Here is a 17,905-nt window from a genome sequence, read left to right on the forward strand (position 1 = left end):
GGCTGGGGGGAAGGTAATTAGCGGTCGCGCTGTACGGCGATATGCGCCAGACCAATCAGCGCTTCTCGCCATGGCGTATCAGGCAGCACCTGCAACGCGGCGATGGCTTTATCGGCCTCTTCTTCCGCACGCTGTCGGGTCCACTCCAGAGAGCCACAGGCGTTCATCGCTTCCAGAACCGGCTCCAGAAGGTGACGACCGTTACCTTGTTCAATGGCCTGGCGGATCATCTGCGCCTGCTCCGGGGTGCCGTGGCGCATGGCATGCAGCAGCGGTAGCGTCGGCTTACCTTCGTTCAGGTCATCACCGACGTTTTTACCCAACTGCTCGCCATCTGCGCTGTAATCCAGTAAATCGTCAATTAACTGGAACGCAGTACCAAGATAACGGCCATAATCCTGCAACCCTTTCTCTTGTTCTTCGCTGCAGCCAGCCAGAATACCTGAGCATTGGGCTGCGGCTTCAAACAAACGCGCAGTCTTGCTGTAGATGACGCGCATATAGTTTTCTTCGGTGATGTCCGGGTCGTTGACGTTCATCAACTGCAGAACTTCACCTTCTGCGATGACGTTAACCGCTTTTGACATGACTTCCAGTACTTTCAGTGAGCCGAGGCTGGTCATCATCTGAAATGCGCGGGTATAGATAAAATCGCCGACCAGCACGCTGGCCGCATTACCAAACGCCGCATTCGCTGTGGCTTTCCCGCGGCGCATGTCGGACTCATCCACAACATCGTCATGCAGGAGGGTCGCAGTGTGGATAAACTCGATGAGGGCTGCAATCGTAACGTGCGCATTTTCCTGGTAACCAACAGCACGTGCTGCAAGTACTGCGATCATTGGGCGAATGCGTTTTCCGCCGCCGCTCACGATGTAGTACCCTAACTGATTGATCAACTGGACGTCGGAATTGAGCTGTTCAAGGATTGTCGCATTGACCCCCGCCATATCTTGCGCGGTTAACTCATTGATTTTTTCTAAATTCATCGCAAAAGCCGGGCTTCTCGCCCCGATTACCTCACCGTATGGCAAGGTAACGTCGGGTTCAGGTTTATAAATATATGCTGATTGTACTGAAAAAACGCCGTAGATAAACGTTACCGTACGTGTTGTGTTTTTTTTCTTCATGTATTGACGGTAGCACTTGTCAAAGGCTCGCGTTTTGCGTAATATTCGCGCCCTATTGTGAATATTTATAGCGCACTCTGAATCATCAAAAAGGTGTGCGTGGAAGCGGAGTTTTTTATGTACGCGGTTTTCCAAAGTGGTGGTAAACAACACCGAGTAAGCGAAGGTCAGACCATTCGCCTGGAAAAGCTGGACATCGCAACTGGCGAATCTGTTGAATTCGCTGAAGTTCTGATGATCGCAAACGGTGAAGAAGTCAAAATCGGCGTTCCTTTCGTTGATGGCGGCGTTATCAAAGCTGAAGTTGTTGCTCATGGTCGTGGCGAGAAAGTTAAAATCGTTAAGTTTCGTCGTCGTAAACACTACCGTAAGCAGCAGGGCCATCGTCAGTGGTTCACTGATGTGAAAATCACTGGCATCAGCGCTTAAGTTAAGGGGAGCAGATTAAATGGCACATAAAAAGGCTGGCGGCTCGACTCGTAACGGTCGCGATTCAGAAGCTAAACGTCTGGGCGTAAAACGCTTCGGCGGTGAAACAGTTCTGGCTGGTAGCATCATCGTTCGTCAACGTGGTACTAAATTCCACGCTGGCTCCAACGTTGGTTGCGGCAAAGACCACACTTTGTTTGCTAAAGCAGACGGTAAAGTGAAATTTGAAGTGAAAGGCCCGAAAAACCGTAAATTCATCAGCATCGTTGCTGAATAAGTTTTTCGCGTCCCGGTAACGGATAAAAGCCCCGCAACACGTTGCGGGGCTTTTTACATTCGACGGCCGGTAAATATGCTCGTCGCGCCGTGATAAACCGGAAACGAGCCCTTGCAGGGAATACGGCATGAAGCAGCAGGCAGGCATTGGTATTCTGTTAGCACTCACGACTGCAATATGTTGGGGCGCTTTGCCAATAGCAATGAAGCAAGTGCTGGAGGTGATGGAGCCTCCTACCGTGGTGTTCTACCGTTTTTTAATGGCAAGTATTGGCCTTGGCGCTATCCTTGCGGTTAAAAAAAAGCTCCCCCCATTGCGCATTTTTCGCAAAGCGCGTTGGTTGGTGCTGTTGGCAATAGCCACCGGTGGGCTGTTCGGTAACTTCATTCTGTTTAGTTCATCTTTGCAGTACTTGAGCCCAACGGCCTCGCAGGTTATCGGTCAGCTGTCACCCGTTGGTATGATGATCGCCAGCGTCTTTATCCTGAAAGAAAAGATGCGCGGCACGCAGGTGATTGGCGCCATTATGCTTCTGAGCGGCCTGGTTCTGTTTTTTAATACCAGTCTGATCGAAATTTTTACCCGACTCACCGATTACACCTGGGGCGTTATCTTTGGTGTCGGTGCGGCGATGGTCTGGGTGAGCTATGGGGTCGCGCAAAAGGTGTTATTGCGCCGTCTGGCGTCACCGCAGATCCTGTTTTTACTGTACACTTTATGTACGATTGCGTTGTTGCCGCTGGCTAAACCCGGTGTCATCACGCAGCTCAGCGACTGGCAGCTGGCCTGCCTGGTATTCTGCGGCCTGAATACGCTGGTAGGATACGGCGCTCTCGCGGAAGCGATGGCGCGCTGGCAGGCGGCGCAGGTAAGCGCCATTATTACGCTTACCCCGCTGTTTACGTTGTTATTTTCAGATTTATTATCACTGGCCTGGCCCGATTTCTTCGCCAGACCGATGCTAAACCTTTTAGGTTATCTCGGTGCGTTTATCGTGGTTGCGGGCGCGATGTATTCCGCCATTGGTCATCGAATTTGGGGCGGTTTACGTAAGCATGAAACGGTGGTTTCGCAACCCCGCTCAGGCGAATGATTTACGGAGAGTAAAATGAAGTTTGTTGATGAAGCATCGATTCTGGTCGTTGCAGGTGATGGCGGTAATGGTTGCGTGAGCTTCCGCCGTGAAAAATATATTCCAAAAGGCGGCCCGGACGGCGGTGATGGCGGTGATGGCGGCGACGTATGGATGGAAGCCGACGAAAACCTGAACACGCTGATCGATTACCGTTTTGAAAAATCTTTCCGTGCGGAACGTGGTCAGAATGGCGCGAGCCGCGATTGCACAGGTAAACGCGGTAAAGACGTTACGATTAAAGTGCCTGTCGGTACGCGCGTTATCGATCAGGGCACCGGCGAAACCATGGGCGACATGACCAAGCATGGTCAGCGTCTGATGGTCGCTAAAGGCGGCTGGCACGGCCTGGGTAACACCCGTTTCAAATCCTCGGTCAACCGTACTCCGCGTCAGAAAACGATGGGGACACCGGGCGATAAGCGCGATCTGTTGCTGGAGCTGATGCTGCTGGCGGATGTAGGTATGTTGGGTATGCCAAATGCCGGTAAATCGACGTTTATCCGTGCGGTATCCGCGGCGAAGCCGAAAGTTGCCGATTATCCGTTCACCACCCTGGTACCAAGCCTGGGCGTGGTACGTATGGACAACGAAAAGAGCTTCGTAGTGGCCGACATTCCGGGGCTGATTGAAGGCGCGGCTGAAGGCGCGGGTCTGGGGATTCGCTTCCTGAAACACCTGGAACGCTGCCGCGTGCTGCTGCACCTCATCGATATCGATCCAATTGATGGCTCCGATCCGGTAGAAAACGCCCGTATCATTATTGGCGAACTGGAAAAGTACAGTCAGGATCTGGCGTCTAAACCGCGCTGGTTAGTGTTCAACAAAATTGATTTGCTGGACAAGGCCGAAGCGGAAGAGAAAGCGAAAGCGATCGCTGAAGCGCTGGGCTGGGAAGGTAAATATTACCTGATCTCCGCCGCCAGCCAGTTGGGCGTGAAGGATCTGTGCTGGGATGTGATGACCTTTATCATTGAGAACCCGATTGTTCAGGCTGAAGAAGCGAAACAGCCAGAGAAAGTTGAGTTCATGTGGGATGATTATCACCGCCAGCAGCTCGCTGAAGTCGAAGACGAAGCGGAAGATGACTGGGATGACGATTGGGACGAAGACGACGAAGAAGGCGTTGAGTTCATTTATAAGCGTTGATTTTGAGGGCTGGTTTACCAGCCCTTTTATTTATATATTCTGAAAAAAATATTAATGATGTTCCCGCATTAAACGACCAATTATAATTCCTCCTCATTTAGCGTGCATGTATGAGACGAGGTAATGCAATACTCATTTGTAGCAATTATTATATCACTGGCCTCAATGGTTTTGGCCGCCCTGATTTATAAAAGTAAAGGCTATAGGGCAATCTATTACGCCTCTCTTATTTTACTTGCTCAGTGCATTTCTTTATTTTTAAGCCTGTTTTGGTTAGGCTGTTATTACTTTACGGGCGAAGGGGTTAATGACGCTGTTATTTATACTTTGACCCGCTCGCTTTATGGCGCGGATTTTAAAGATTACGTCGCGCCTTTTGTCGTTGCTGTCTTGCTGATTGGACTGCTACTCTTTCTGAGCTGGCGATTCATGCAAGGTAAAAATGTTCAAAAAGAGAGAAAACATTACGCTTCGATAACCGCCGTATTGCTGACATTTTTTGCTGTTGGCATCTCTCCGGCGTTATTACAATTCACTAATTATAACAAGCCGCCAGCAGAAGTAGATGGCTCCGATTTTTCGCGCTACTATATTACGCCAGATACCAGGATAAATAATCCAAAATATAATCTGGTATATATTTATGCAGAAAGCCTGGAAAGAACCTACTTTGATAAAGACACATTTCCTCAGTTGCTGCCTGATTTAACGGCGCTGAAACAAGATGGCTTGGATTTTAGTGGCACAGAACAGTATCCGGCGACGGATTTTACCATAGCAGGGATCGTGGCATCGCAGTGTGGTCTTCCGCTGTTTGCACCGACCGATTTAAGTGGCAAGAAAGCAAGTCTGGGCTTCTTTTCCTCTTCAGTCTGCCTTGGGGATATTTTGAAAAATTCAGGTTATGAAACCTGGTTTATGCAGGGCGCTGATTTACGTTTCGCCGATAAGGATGTGTTTTTTAAAACGCACGGCATTGACCATGCCTGGGGACTGGCGGAGTCTGGCCTGGAGAAGGATTTTTCCGCCCAGAATGCCTGGGGGCTATATGATGATATGCTGCTGGAAAAGGTCTGGCGCAAGTTTGAGCATTTGTCCCGGCAAAAAACGCCTTTTGCGTTATTCACGTTGACGCTGGATACCCATCCCCCTGAAGGTTATATCCCCACGAGCTGTCCTGTCAGCTATAAAAAAAATGGTAGCGAAGTCGATGCGTTAACCTCTGTGCTTTGTAGCCAAAGGGAAATCGCTAAATTCATTAGACGGATACAGGCTTCGCCCTGGGCCAGTAATACAATTATTGTTCTCTCATCCGATCATCTGGTAATGCAAAATATGACGGCTGCTGTGGATTATTTAAATAAAATGCCTCGTCGCAATTTATTTGTGGTTTTCAGAAATGGCGTGACGCCGAAAGTTATCGCCGATAAGCGAAGCACGTTAGATAATGGGGCAACGGTGCTTGAGCTGATGGGGGGCGATAATGCAATAGGCTTAGGGAGAAGTTCATTAAGTCAGCCTTCACTGGCAGCGGTTTTTGACGACTTTAAAAATAAGTTGTTAGCCTGGGGGCCTGCTATCCGCTCCCGTTGGGGAATTCCCGAGTCCATTAAAAATTTTACCGTTGATACCAGAAGAAAGTTGCTGCGTTTTGATAGTTTTGAATACCCTATTCCCGCCTTACTGGAAGTATCTCCGGGACGAGTCTGGCCGGTTGTCGATGACGGGAATGATGTGGGAATGTCTTTAAGGAATACCCTGGGATTTCTGCCTGAAGGCCATAAATTTATCTGGATAGATCAATGCCTGAGCATTGGCCCCGTATGGCAACCGGATTCTGCCGTCAATACTGGGTGGTGTGTTGCCTCTGGGAAAGCCGGTAGCGAGACTCACATCGAAAAAATAACGGCTGAAGATTATTCAGGCGGGATGAGTGAATTTCCGGGCAAAACGAATCATGAACGCTTTCAGCGTATCCAGGCGCGGTTATTACTTTCCGCAAAGGATGTCCGCTATCAGTCCGATCGCATACTGTTTGCGGCGGAAGGACTGCCTGCATTTGTGAAATCAATAACAGGAGTGGGGCATCCAGAATACTGGGGACGGTGGTCAGATGCGAACCTGTCACCCGCGGTGGCTATCACCTATAACCAACCACTGCCCGCGAAATTTGACGTTGAGATCAAGGCAAAAGCCTTTGGCAAAAATATTGGTGCACCGCTTCCCGTTTCCATCGGTTCCTGTACCCACTATCTCACCCTGCACGCAGAGGCGGAAACGGTGATATTACATATGACGAATCCTGACAGACTCGATACGCTAACGATTGTCCCCCCTTATCCGGAGTTGAGTAACGAGGGAAATTATATCGGTTTTCCTAAATCCGCTCCGCCAAGGAAGCTGGGGATTGGGTTAACCGAGCTGCGGATAATCCCGGTAAACGATTAGAAACGACGAGGGAGCGTTACCGCTCCCTGCATCCGCTTAGTTAGACTGATAAATATCTTTGTACAACCGACTCTCGAAGCGTACCAGCGGAATACGCCGATTACGTTGGTCAGCCGGCTGTACCGCATAGCCCGACAGATACTGCACAAATGCCATACGCTGACCGCTTGCCGTGGTGATGAAGCCTGCGAGGTTGTAGACGCCCTGTAGTGAGCCTGTCTTCGCCGATACTTTGCCATCCACGCCAGCCTGATGCAGGCCCGCACGGTATTGCAGGGAGCCGTCATGGCCCGCCAGCGGTAGCATAGTAATAAAGTTCAGCTCGTTATCGTGCTGAGCGATATATTGCAGCACCTGCATCATGGTCGCCGGGGAAATCAGGTTATGGCGGGAGAGACCAGAACCGTCGGCAATAATTGTGTTGCCAATATCGATGCCCGCCTGCTGACGCAAAATTTGGCGTACGGCATCGGAACCTGCCCGCCAGGTGCCCGGGACGTTAAATCGTGCATGGCCAATCATGCGGAAAACGGTATCGGCGATCATGTTGTCCGATTTTTTCAGCATAATCTTAAGCAGGTCATGCAGCGGCGCTGACTGTTTGCTGGCAACCACGGTCCCCGGCTCGTTGACCTGCGTCTGGCGCAGCAGCGTGCCGCTGTAAGTGATACCCGCTTGTTTTAGCTCATCTTTGATAATCGCCCCGGCATAGCTGGCGCCATCCTGAATGGCGAACGCCAGCGGCAGCGGGTCGGCGCGTTGGGGTAGGCATCCGGTCAGCGTGAAGCGGTTGAGATCGCCTGGAACCACGTCCAGTTCACAATATTGCGCTTCGGCAGAGCCACGCGCGAGGGTTCGCACCTGGCTGAACATGGTGACCGGGTAGTAGGATGCCACGCGAATAAATGCCAGATCGTTCGGTTTTTGCGCGCTGTAGAGCGAAATCGAGAAACAGTTGCGATCGACAATGGCTGCGGCAGGCGGGGCGCTAAAACATTGCGTCATGTCGTTCCAGGGCCAACCGGGGGCTTTATCATGACTGGCGAAAATAGAGGTGTCGATCAGAACATTTCCGGCAATTTGCGTCACACCAGATTTTTTCAGAGTCGCTACCATATTGCGAATATCCTGGCGTTTTAGCGTCGGATCGGCGCCAAATCGCGCCACTAAGTCACCTTTCAAAACGCCGCCTTCCACGTTGCCTTTCGTCTCAAGCGTGGTGGTAAAACGGAAATCAGGCCCGAGCTGAATCAACGCCGCCAGCGCGGTGATCACTTTCTGGGTACTGGCGGGGAGCGCCATCTGCTGGCTATGAAAATCAATAGCGGGTGCAGATGCGCCAACCTTCTGTACCATAAGGGCGAGGTTGGCCCCGGCAGGAAGCTGGTTGATGTATTCGTCGACATTCGCAGCCTGAACGCTGAACGCTATACTGGCAGTCAATCCAATGGTAAATCTGGGAAATCGCATAATCTCGCGCTAACAACCTGGAAACAGGCCGTCATACTACGGCGCAACGCCCCAAAAAGTAAACGATGACCCATAGGGAACTCCAGGGTAAAATGATCATCAAATAGAGAATTGTAGCTGACCTGGGACCTTGAGCCCCGGGTCGGTATTTTTTTGCTTCTGACTCTGGCATGGCGTATGCCAGGGTGGGCTTAGCAGCCGGGGTGAGAAGCATCGCCCCCTACAGGAATGTTCAAGAGGTATAACAAATGCAAGCTATCCCGATGACCTTACGTGGTGCTGAAAAACTGCGCGAAGAGCTGGATTTTCTGAAATCTGTGCGCCGTCCTGAAATTATCGCCGCTATCGCGGAAGCGCGTGAGCACGGTGACCTGAAAGAGAACGCGGAGTATCACGCGGCTCGCGAACAGCAAGGATTCTGCGAAGGACGCATTAAAGATATCGAAGCTAAACTGTCCAATGCGCAGGTGATTGACGTCACTAAAATGCCGAACAATGGTCGTGTTGTTTTCGGCGCGACGGTTACCGTTCTGAATCTCGATAATGACGAAGAGCAGACCTGGCGTATTGTCGGCGATGATGAAGCTGATTTTAAACAGAACCTGATTTCAGTGAACTCGCCTATTGCTCGTGGCCTGATTGGCAAAGAGCAGGATGACGTCGTCGTTATCAAAACGCCGGGCGGTGAAGTTGAATATGAAGTAACGAAGGTCGAATACCTGTAATTCGCATCTTGGTTAAGATGTTGATACATTGTAAAGAAAGGAAAAAGGCCGCATAGCGGCCTTTTATCAACGAAGAGAGCGTGGCATTTTGCTCTCCTGCTAGCGGAAAAACCCGCGTTTTACACAAACTTCGTGTGCGACTTTGGGATATTCTTAGCGTGGCAGCGAGATTTTACGTTCTTTAGTCGGGCGATACAGTACCAGCGTTTTGCCGATGACCTGTACATTGCAGGCGCCGGTTTCGCGTACGATAGCTTCCACGATCAAGGTTTTGGTATCGCGATCTTCCGAGGCGATTTTCACCTTGATAAGTTCATGGTGCTCTAACGCTTGTTCAATCTCGGCCAGTACCCCTTCGGTCAAACCATTATTGCCAAGCATAACTACCGGCTTGAGCGGATGTGCCAGACCTTTCAGGTGCTGTTTTTGTTTAGTACTCAGATTCATCGTATATTTTTGCTTACGTTGGGATTGAAAACGGGTCATTCTACCGCCATCTCCCATATATCACCAAATAGCTGTGTAGAAATTTACACCATTGGTTACGATGAACTGCCCTTTGGGAATGTGAAATGACAGGTAAAAAGCGTTCTGCCAGCTCGAGTCGCTGGCTTCAGGAACACTTTAGCGATAAATATGTTCAACAGGCGCAGAAAAAGGGGTTACGTTCCCGTGCCTGGTTTAAACTTGATGAAATACAGCAAAGTGACAAAATTTTTAAACCGGGGATGACGATTGTTGATCTCGGCGCTGCACCGGGTGGCTGGTCGCAATATGCGGTTACGCAGATCGGCAACAGCGGCCGCATTATCGCTTGCGATCTTTTACCTATGGATCCAATCGTTGGTGTGGACTTCCTTCAGGGCGACTTTCGTGATGAATTAGTCCTGCAAGCGTTACTTGAACGCGTAGGTGACAGTAAAGTACAAGTTGTCATGTCTGATATGGCACCAAATATGTGTGGAACACCGGCGGTGGATATTCCCCGGGCCATGTATCTGGTAGAGCTGGCGCTTGGAATGGCTCGAGATGTTTTAGCGCCAGGTGGTAGTTTTGTAGTGAAGGTGTTCCAGGGCGAAGGCTTCGATGAGTATCTAAGAGAGATTCGCTCCCTGTTTACGAAGGTCAAAGTTCGTAAGCCGGACTCTTCTCGCGCCCGTTCGCGTGAAGTGTATATTGTAGCGACCGGGCGTAAACCATAACCGGTAGATTTCAAACGAAAGTTTGAAAGAAACTGGATATAGAGTATCCTGACGCTGTTTTTAACACAGTTGTAATATGAGGTTAATCCCTTGAGTGACATGGCGAAAAACCTAATTCTCTGGCTGGTCATTGCCGTTGTGCTGATGTCAGTATTCCAGAGCTTTGGGCCCAGCGAGTCTAATGGCCGTAAGGTTGATTACTCTACCTTCCTGCAAGAGGTCAATCAGGACCAGGTTCGTGAAGCGAAGATCAACGGACGTGAGATTAACGTTACCAAGAAAGATAGTAACCGTTACACGACCTACATTCCGGTTAACGATCCGAAGCTGCTTGATAACCTGCTGACCAAAAACGTCAAGGTTGTCGGCGAGCCGCCTGAAGAGCCGAGCCTGCTGGCTTCTATCTTCATTTCCTGGTTCCCAATGCTGCTGCTGATTGGTGTCTGGATCTTCTTCATGCGTCAAATGCAGGGCGGTGGTGGCAAAGGCGCCATGTCGTTCGGTAAGAGCAAAGCGCGCATGCTGACGGAAGATCAGATCAAAACCACGTTTGCTGACGTTGCGGGTTGTGACGAAGCGAAGGAAGAGGTTGCTGAGCTGGTTGAGTACCTGCGCGAACCGAGCCGTTTCCAGAAGCTGGGCGGTAAAATCCCGAAAGGCGTCCTGATGGTCGGTCCTCCGGGTACCGGTAAAACCCTGCTGGCGAAAGCTATCGCCGGTGAAGCGAAGGTTCCATTCTTTACAATTTCCGGTTCTGATTTCGTGGAAATGTTCGTGGGTGTGGGTGCATCTCGTGTGCGTGACATGTTCGAACAGGCCAAAAAAGCGGCACCGTGCATCATCTTCATCGATGAAATCGACGCCGTAGGCCGTCAGCGTGGCGCTGGTCTGGGCGGTGGTCACGATGAACGTGAGCAGACCCTGAACCAGATGCTGGTTGAGATGGACGGCTTCGAAGGTAACGAAGGTATTATCGTTATCGCGGCAACTAACCGTCCGGACGTTCTTGACCCTGCGCTGCTGCGTCCAGGCCGTTTCGACCGTCAGGTTGTGGTTGGTCTGCCGGACGTTCGCGGTCGTGAACAGATCCTGAAAGTGCATATGCGTCGCGTACCGCTGTCTCCGGATATCGATGCGGCAATCATTGCGCGTGGTACGCCTGGCTTCTCCGGTGCTGACCTCGCGAACCTGGTGAACGAAGCGGCGCTGTTTGCTGCTCGCGGCAACAAGCGCGTCGTGTCGATGGTTGAGTTCGAGAAAGCGAAAGACAAAATCATGATGGGTGCGGAACGTCGTTCCATGGTGATGACGGAAGCGCAGAAAGAATCTACCGCGTATCACGAAGCTGGCCACGCGATTATTGGTCGCCTGGTACCGGAACACGATCCGGTACACAAAGTAACGATTATCCCGCGCGGTCGTGCGCTGGGTGTGACCTTCTTCCTGCCTGAAGGCGACGCAATTAGCGCCAGCCGTCAGAAGCTGGAAAGCCAGATCTCCACGCTGTACGGCGGTCGTCTGGCGGAAGAGATCATCTACGGTGCTGAACATGTTTCTACCGGTGCGTCGAACGACATCAAAGTCGCGACTAACCTGGCGCGTAACATGGTTACTCAGTGGGGCTTCTCCGATAAACTCGGTCCGCTGCTGTACGCTGAAGAAGAAGGCGAAGTATTCCTGGGACGTTCTGTTGCGAAAGCTAAACATATGTCCGATGAAACGGCTCGCATCATCGATCAGGAAGTTAAGCTGTTGATTGAGCGTAACTATGACCGTGCGCGTCGTCTGCTGAACGAAAACATGGACATTCTGCACTCGATGAAAGATGCGCTCATGAAATATGAGACCATCGATGCGCCGCAGATTGATGATCTGATGGCTCGCCGCGATGTGCGTCCGCCAGCGGGTTGGGAAGAACCGGGTTCTTCGAACAACAACTCTGGCAGCACCGGCAAGCCGAGCGCGCCGCGTCCGGTTGATGAACCGCGTGCGCCGGACTCTGGCACCATGTCAGAGCAACTGGGCGACAAATAAGTTATCGTTGATGATGACCGTGTTTTAATTGAAAACCCTGGGGCTTGCTCCGGGGTTTTTCTTATCTGCATACTCAAGATTTTTACCAGGGATAAAACTATGAAACTCTCTGCTCAGGGTTCTTCACTGGATCTCAGCCATCCTCACGTCATGGGGATTTTAAACGTTACGCCAGATTCTTTTTCCGATGGCGGGGCGCACAACTCTCTGGTTGAGGCGGTAAAACACGCAAATCTGATGATTAACGCTGGGGCGACTATCATTGATGTGGGGGGGGAGTCCACGCGTCCTGGCGCTGCTGATGTGAGCGTAGAAGAAGAGCTGCAGCGAGTGATCCCTGTGGTGGAGGCGATTGCTCAACGTTTTGAAGTATGGATTTCCGTCGATACCTCAAAACCCGAAGTGATTCGCGAATGCGCGCGGGTCGGCGCACATCTCATTAATGACATTCGTTCACTCTCGGAGCCCGGGGCGTTGGAAGCCGCCGCGGAAACCGGGCTGCCGGTTTGTTTGATGCATATGCAGGGGCAACCGAAAACCATGCAGGAAGCGCCAAAGTACGAGGATGTGTTCGCTGAGGTAAATCGTTACTTTGTTGAGCAAATAGCACGTTGTGAACGAGCCGGAATCACAAAAGATAAATTGTTGCTCGACCCGGGATTCGGATTCGGTAAAAATCTCACCCATAACTACGCATTACTGGCGCGCCTGGCTGAGTTCCATCATTTTGAGCTGCCGCTGCTGGTTGGAATGTCACGAAAATCAATGGTTGGTCAACTGCTGAATGTGGGGCCATCCGAACGCCTGAACGGTAGTCTTGCGTGCGCGGTGATTGCCGCCATGCAGGGGGCGCAGATTGTCCGTGTCCATGACGTCAAAGAAACCGTAGAAGCGATGCGTGTGGTGGAAGCCACATTGTCTGCAAAGGAAAACAAACGCTATGAGTAATCGTAAATATTTTGGCACTGATGGGATCCGTGGCCGCGTAGGCGACTCCCCAATTACCCCTGACTTTGTGCTCAAACTGGGATGGGCGGCGGGAAAAGTGCTGGCACGTCATGGTTCACGAAAAATTATCATCGGTAAAGATACGCGTATTTCTGGCTATATGCTGGAATCTGCGCTGGAAGCGGGCCTGGCTGCCGCAGGTCTTTCTGCCTCTTTCACTGGCCCAATGCCAACACCTGCCGTTGCTTATCTGACGCGTGCTTTCCGTGCTGAAGCAGGGATTGTTATCTCCGCTTCGCACAACCCGTACTATGACAACGGGATCAAATTTTTCTCTATCGACGGCACCAAACTGCCGGATGCGGTTGAAGAAGCCATAGAAGCCGAGATGGAAAAAGCGATCACCTGTGTGGACTCGGCTGAGTTGGGTAAAGCCACCCGTATTGTCGATGCCGCCGGTCGCTATATCGAGTTTTGCAAAGGCACCTTCCCGAATGAACTGAGCCTGAGTGAGCTTAAAATTGTGGTGGATTGCGCTAACGGTGCGACGTATCACATTGCGCCAAACGTACTGCGTGAGCTGGGCGCCAATGTTATTGCCATCGGTTGTGAGCCAAACGGCGTTAACATCAATGAAGAAGTCGGCGCTACCGACGTCCGCGCCTTGCAGGCGCGCGTGATCGCGGAAAAAGCCGATCTGGGTATCGCGTTGGACGGCGACGGCGACCGCGTGATCATGGTCGACCACGAAGGCAATAAGGTCGACGGTGACCAAATCATGTATATCATCGCCCGTGAAGCGCTGCGTCAGGGGCAACTACGCGGTGGCGCGGTAGGCACGCTGATGAGCAACATGGGCCTTGAGTTGGCGTTGAAACAGCTGGGCATTCCGTTTGCCCGTGCGAAAGTCGGTGACCGCTATGTCCTGGAAAAAATGCAGGAAAAAGGCTGGAGTATCGGTGCGGAAAACTCAGGCCATGTGATCCTGCTGGATAAAACCACCACCGGTGACGGCATCGTGGCGGGTCTGCAGGTGTTGACCGCGATGGTGCGCAATCATATGAGTTTGCACGACCTGTGCAGCGGCATGAAAATGTTCCCGCAGCTGCTGGTTAACGTACGTTACACCGCAGGTAGCGGCGATCCGCTGGAAAATGACAATGTGAAAGCGGTGATGGCAGACGTTGAAGCGGCGCTGGGTAATCGTGGACGCGTCCTGCTGCGTAAGTCTGGCACTGAACCATTAATTCGTGTGATGGTTGAAGGTGAAGACGAGGCACAGGTATCTGAGTTCGCCCATCGTATTGCAGATGCAGTGAAAGCGGTTTAATACATAGCTATAGGGGTTAGTTTTACCTCTATTAAAGAACGTTATAATTTTTTATCAGACGCCCGGTTAATTTAACCGGGCATTTTTTTTCATTCTCATGCCAGAGTAACAGGAATGACAGTATTATCGGTATTGTTTTATCGATAAGGGCTTAATAAATAAGGAAGAAGAGAAACTTATCAAGATTGACATTTAATTATTGAAAATATTCCGCATCTCATGTAAAAGTACAGCTATAAAGTACGTTTTGTTTTATTGGTTTAACTAATTCATAATAATTATACTTTCCTATAAATTTTATAAAAATAATGTATGAAATGTGTTTGCTGAATATAAATGTATTCTTGGTTTTTTTTCGTTCTGTTGCATTCTTATTTTTCCATATTAATAATATTCGAACAGGTGGCTAAGCCTGAATTTAACGGAATTAATAAGGGTGTATAACATGAGTACAATGGTTTTAAACATAAAAGGGAATATGACCAAAAAGGTCTCTAAGTTAAAAGAGATGAAGAAACAGCGAGGTGTTACGCTGTTGGAAATAATTATTGTCTTAGGGATTATCGGTGTTATTGCCGCTGGTGTGGTTATTTTAGCCCAGCGGGCTTTTACGGCTCAGGACTTGTCTGCTGTACAGGATGACTTGACCAGTGTACGTACTGCAATGAATGAAGCTTATAAAGATCAGGCTCAATATCCGGCGCAAAGCGATTCTATTAAAGGTTTGTCTAAATCCGATATCAATGATACTTCTGTATCCAATGACTCGCCAATCGCCACTCTGGTACGTATGGGTAAAATCTCTGCTGATGAAGCGTTTAACGGCTTCTCTAACGATGCGTTCCAGATGGATAACGCGTTAACGGATAGCTCAAGTTCTCAGAGAAAAGGCTTTGTTGTGGTGGTGAATGGTCTGGCGTCTGAAGAGTGTCGTAACCTGATTTCCCAGATGGGTAACCAGTGGGACTATGTTGAAGCGCTCAATACCGGTGCCGCTGCCGGGTCTGAACCAAGTATCGCTGACCGAGACTTCAGTGTGGGTAAAAGTGGTGCAATTCTTAAGACGCTGACCTCGAGTGATATTTCGCCTTCTGATATTGTTGCAACTGGCGTCTGTGACGGTCAGGGTTCTATTAACGGTGTTATCTTCGGTAGTAAATAATACTTTGTGCTCTAAATTAGAATCTGTTCTTTTTTAGAATAAAAACAAGTGGCTATTTACTGTGAATAGCCACTTATTATTTATATAAAAATGATTCATGTTCTTCAGGAATTAGTATGCGGTCCCGAAACCATCAGGCTGGATTTTCACTACTGGAAGTTATTGTTGTACTGGCAATCATTGGTGGCGCGCTAGCTATGTATACCAATTATGCCCGTAAACAAGCAGCGAAAGAAATGCGCCAGACCATCGCGAACGCGCTTGTCCAGGAGATGAAGGGCGTGATGAATTATTTGCGTGATGAAACTCTGCAAACAAAAGACGGTGAAAAAGATAACCCACTGTATGAAGCCACGCAAGGCAGCAGTACCGATTCCCAATATCGTTACCGGATAACTAATAACGTTACGGACATTGATACCGGGACCGGGACGAACTATTTTTTGTGGGGAGAGGGGGCGAATCAGCAAAAGCAACAACGTTATTTGTTCATCAGCAAAAGCTGTAACGTCTCACTTAAATCAACATTTGAACTGACACAAGAATATTTACCCTGCTCACTTGTGACGGCGGCTAAAAATCCCGCGGCGAAAATTGAACGGATTGGGTTTGCTTCTGACGATCTTAAAACCCCCTCCAGCACGATTGCGCGTATGGATGCTATTGTTGCGTTCAACTACACGGAGAGTAACGACAAGTATAGTTTTGCCAATTATGCCTCCGCGTTTAACAATGCGTTAAATAACTCAGGCATGATTGCTTCGCATATCATGCTTGTTCGCCGGGCCAGGACGGCGGATGCCTGGCAACTGATAACGGAATCTGACGGCAGTACGCCAGTCGAGTTTTCCGATATGGCCTCTAACCTGGAGCGACTGGAAACGCTGGGAAAGGGTCAGCAACTGGGTATTCGCATCACCTTTGACATGAATGATAACGATCAGGGGAGCAATGGCGGCGGCTCAGGCACGGCATGCTGGAACACCCAGGCAAGTAAAGTTGAACTGTGTTACAACCAGGAGGCAGGCACAGGTGCCCATGGCGAAGATCAGATCCTTTCGCTGGATATGACCGATCCGGAGAATTATGGTGATGAGACCAAAACGGGTACGCTAAAAGCCAATCTGGTGATGGAAAATACGTCACGGCCAGTTTTTTTATTCAAGCGTAATTATGGCGGTGATTTAATGCTTTCCGCCGACGGTAACCCTGAGCGCTTTACATACAAAAATAACAATAACGAAGAAATTGAGGGTGATTTTTATCTGGATGATAATACCTCTTATCATGCCTGGAATGGCAGCAGCATGGCTGGATTTGATATTATTTCGGATTATTACCCTTCCAGTACATATGATGCTTTTGAACTTGTGACTCCGTCAGTGAGTGAATATTCTGGTTATGAACTTTTATCTGCGGATATTACAGATAAGAAAGATTATGTGGCAGCATATGATGACAGTTCAATAAACTCTGGCATGCATCGATTTGCAGTGCAGACCTGCCCTGTCATCGAACAGGAAATTATTTTGCGTGACGCCAACGGTGACGCAATCCTGGATGAAGATGGCAATAAGGAAAAAACAAAAGTTACCCGGGCGTTATATCCACGGTTGTCTGCCAGTATATCTTCTGTCTCAGCTTACAACGATGGCGGCATATCTGGTAGCTATGTCAAACAAAATGAGACTCGCGCCAAATTAGATGATAGCAAGAAAGTAGATTTGCTTGGTGGCGTTACTGTGCAGGTAGAGTTGGCTGAGATGGACGTTTCAAGTGGGGCTCGTGTCGATCATAATGTGGCGCAAAAATACATATTCCCGGGCAGCAAGTATGTATGGGCAGTGACCGCAACGATGGGCATGTATGATTCAGAAACGGGAGCAGGGTTTAGCATAGTAAACCCGCAGACAATATCTTATGTTATTACCAAATGGTGCAGTACGATACCGCAATCAGGTACGCCATATGATTTATTGACGACGACAGAATACAAATAATAGCAATCTGATAAACAGAGGGAAGATAATATGATTATCAGGAAATACTGCCTGCTTTTATTGTCGGTAATGCTTTTGCCGCAGGCTATGGCAAGTAATAATAGTTCATCAGAGATCCATATGACGGCATCTCCAGTGTCTTCTGGTGCGGTTGTTCAACATACCGGCAGAAACCCGTTTACTGGTGACACTTATCACGCGGATGCGCCTTCAGCGCCGCCACTGGTAATTCAGGAAGATAAATTATTAAGCCAGGAAATCAGAAAATGGGTGGAGGCTAATGGCTATAAGCTTTTCTGGAACAGTGCAAAAGATTACCTGGTTTATAACAATATTACGCTGGCAGGGAAATCGGATGACGAGATCCTACAAGAACTTGGCGAGCTGTTTTTTTCTGAGAATTATGGCCTGGTAGTCAAGAAATATCAAAAAAATCGCGTTATTGTTATTGATGAAATGTAAAATGGGT

General features: G+C 49.5%; 16 protein-coding genes. 13 read left to right on the top strand and 3 right to left on the bottom strand.

Features of this window, described 5'->3' with window-relative positions; genetic code table 11:
- Positions 1–17: 17 nt before the first annotated feature.
- On the bottom strand, positions 18–989 hold the full coding sequence (ispB, locus tag M4I31_RS02720) for an octaprenyl diphosphate synthase (RefSeq protein WP_003025033.1): 972 nt from the start codon (positions 987–989) through the stop codon (positions 18–20).
- 258 nt (positions 990–1,247) lie between these two features.
- Here ispB and rplU point away from each other — a divergent pair, with 258 nt between their 5' ends.
- The 5 genes from rplU to opgB all read left to right on the top strand — a co-directional run bounded on the left by rplU (position 1,248) and on the right by opgB (position 6,565).
- Positions 1,248–1,559, top strand: coding sequence for a 50S ribosomal protein L21 (rplU, locus tag M4I31_RS02725; RefSeq protein WP_010436026.1), 312 nt, complete (start codon positions 1,248–1,250; stop codon positions 1,557–1,559).
- 19 nt (positions 1,560–1,578) lie between these two features.
- The gene (gene rpmA / locus M4I31_RS02730) at positions 1,579–1,836 is read left to right on the top strand and encodes a 50S ribosomal protein L27 (protein WP_003025030.1); all 258 of its coding nucleotides are present in this window, start codon (positions 1,579–1,581) and stop codon (positions 1,834–1,836) included.
- A 127-nt stretch (positions 1,837–1,963) separates the two neighbouring features.
- Positions 1,964–2,929 (top strand): DMT family transporter, encoded by a 966-nt coding sequence (locus M4I31_RS02735; protein WP_006687874.1) that lies wholly within the window; start codon positions 1,964–1,966, stop codon positions 2,927–2,929.
- Between the two features lie 15 nt (positions 2,930–2,944).
- Entirely contained in the window at positions 2,945–4,117 is a 1,173-nt protein-coding gene (gene cgtA / locus M4I31_RS02740) for an Obg family GTPase CgtA (protein WP_038634240.1), read from the top strand.
- A 123-nt stretch (positions 4,118–4,240) separates the two neighbouring features.
- A complete protein-coding gene (gene opgB, locus M4I31_RS02745; protein WP_085048644.1) occupies positions 4,241–6,565 on the top strand; it encodes a phosphatidylglycerol--membrane-oligosaccharide glycerophosphotransferase in 2,325 nt (774 codons plus the stop codon).
- Positions 6,566–6,601: 36 nt separating this feature from the next.
- Here the strand turns inward: opgB and dacB are convergent, their stop codons facing one another.
- Positions 6,602–8,035, bottom strand: a complete 1,434-nt coding sequence (dacB, locus tag M4I31_RS02750) for a serine-type D-Ala-D-Ala carboxypeptidase (RefSeq protein WP_085048645.1) — start codon at positions 8,033–8,035, stop codon at positions 6,602–6,604.
- 248 nt (positions 8,036–8,283) lie between these two features.
- Here dacB and greA point away from each other — a divergent pair, with 248 nt between their 5' ends.
- Entirely contained in the window at positions 8,284–8,760 is a 477-nt protein-coding gene (gene greA, locus M4I31_RS02755) for a transcription elongation factor GreA (protein WP_003025019.1), read from the top strand.
- A 153-nt stretch (positions 8,761–8,913) separates the two neighbouring features.
- On the opposite strand, the gene yhbY is transcribed toward greA, so the two are convergent.
- The gene (gene yhbY, locus M4I31_RS02760; protein ID WP_003025016.1) at positions 8,914–9,207 is read right to left on the bottom strand and encodes a ribosome assembly RNA-binding protein YhbY; all 294 of its coding nucleotides are present in this window, start codon (positions 9,205–9,207) and stop codon (positions 8,914–8,916) included.
- Between the two features lie 125 nt (positions 9,208–9,332).
- Between yhbY and rlmE the strand changes: the two genes are divergently transcribed.
- The 7 genes from rlmE to M4I31_RS02795 all read left to right on the top strand — a co-directional run bounded on the left by rlmE (position 9,333) and on the right by M4I31_RS02795 (position 17,898).
- Positions 9,333–9,962, top strand: a complete 630-nt coding sequence (gene rlmE, locus M4I31_RS02765) for a 23S rRNA (uridine(2552)-2'-O)-methyltransferase RlmE (protein ID WP_006687879.1) — start codon at positions 9,333–9,335, stop codon at positions 9,960–9,962.
- Between the two features lie 99 nt (positions 9,963–10,061).
- The gene (gene ftsH, locus M4I31_RS02770; protein ID WP_003025013.1) at positions 10,062–11,996 is read left to right on the top strand and encodes an ATP-dependent zinc metalloprotease FtsH; all 1,935 of its coding nucleotides are present in this window, start codon (positions 10,062–10,064) and stop codon (positions 11,994–11,996) included.
- Positions 11,997–12,095: 99 nt separating this feature from the next.
- Positions 12,096–12,944 carry a dihydropteroate synthase gene (gene folP / locus M4I31_RS02775; RefSeq protein WP_085048646.1) on the top strand — a complete coding sequence of 283 codons (849 nt, stop codon included), beginning with the start codon at positions 12,096–12,098 and terminating at the stop codon, positions 12,942–12,944.
- Positions 12,937–14,274, top strand: coding sequence for a phosphoglucosamine mutase (gene glmM / locus M4I31_RS02780; protein ID WP_038634228.1), 1,338 nt, complete (start codon positions 12,937–12,939; stop codon positions 14,272–14,274). Before folP ends, glmM begins: the two co-directional genes overlap by 8 nt.
- A gap of 445 nt (positions 14,275–14,719) precedes the next feature.
- Positions 14,720–15,436 (top strand): type IV pilus major pilin, encoded by a 717-nt coding sequence (locus M4I31_RS02785; RefSeq protein ID WP_085048647.1) that lies wholly within the window; start codon positions 14,720–14,722, stop codon positions 15,434–15,436.
- Between the two features lie 116 nt (positions 15,437–15,552).
- The gene (locus M4I31_RS02790) at positions 15,553–17,436 is read left to right on the top strand and encodes a prepilin-type N-terminal cleavage/methylation domain-containing protein (protein ID WP_085048648.1); all 1,884 of its coding nucleotides are present in this window, start codon (positions 15,553–15,555) and stop codon (positions 17,434–17,436) included.
- A 30-nt stretch (positions 17,437–17,466) separates the two neighbouring features.
- Positions 17,467–17,898, top strand: coding sequence for a TcpQ domain-containing protein (locus tag M4I31_RS02795; protein ID WP_085048649.1), 432 nt, complete (start codon positions 17,467–17,469; stop codon positions 17,896–17,898).
- Positions 17,899–17,905 lie beyond the last annotated feature (7 nt).

Origin of the sequence: Citrobacter sp. XT1-2-2 (assembly GCF_023516235.1) — a bacterium.
Lineage (GTDB): Bacteria > Pseudomonadota > Gammaproteobacteria > Enterobacterales > Enterobacteriaceae > Citrobacter > Citrobacter werkmanii.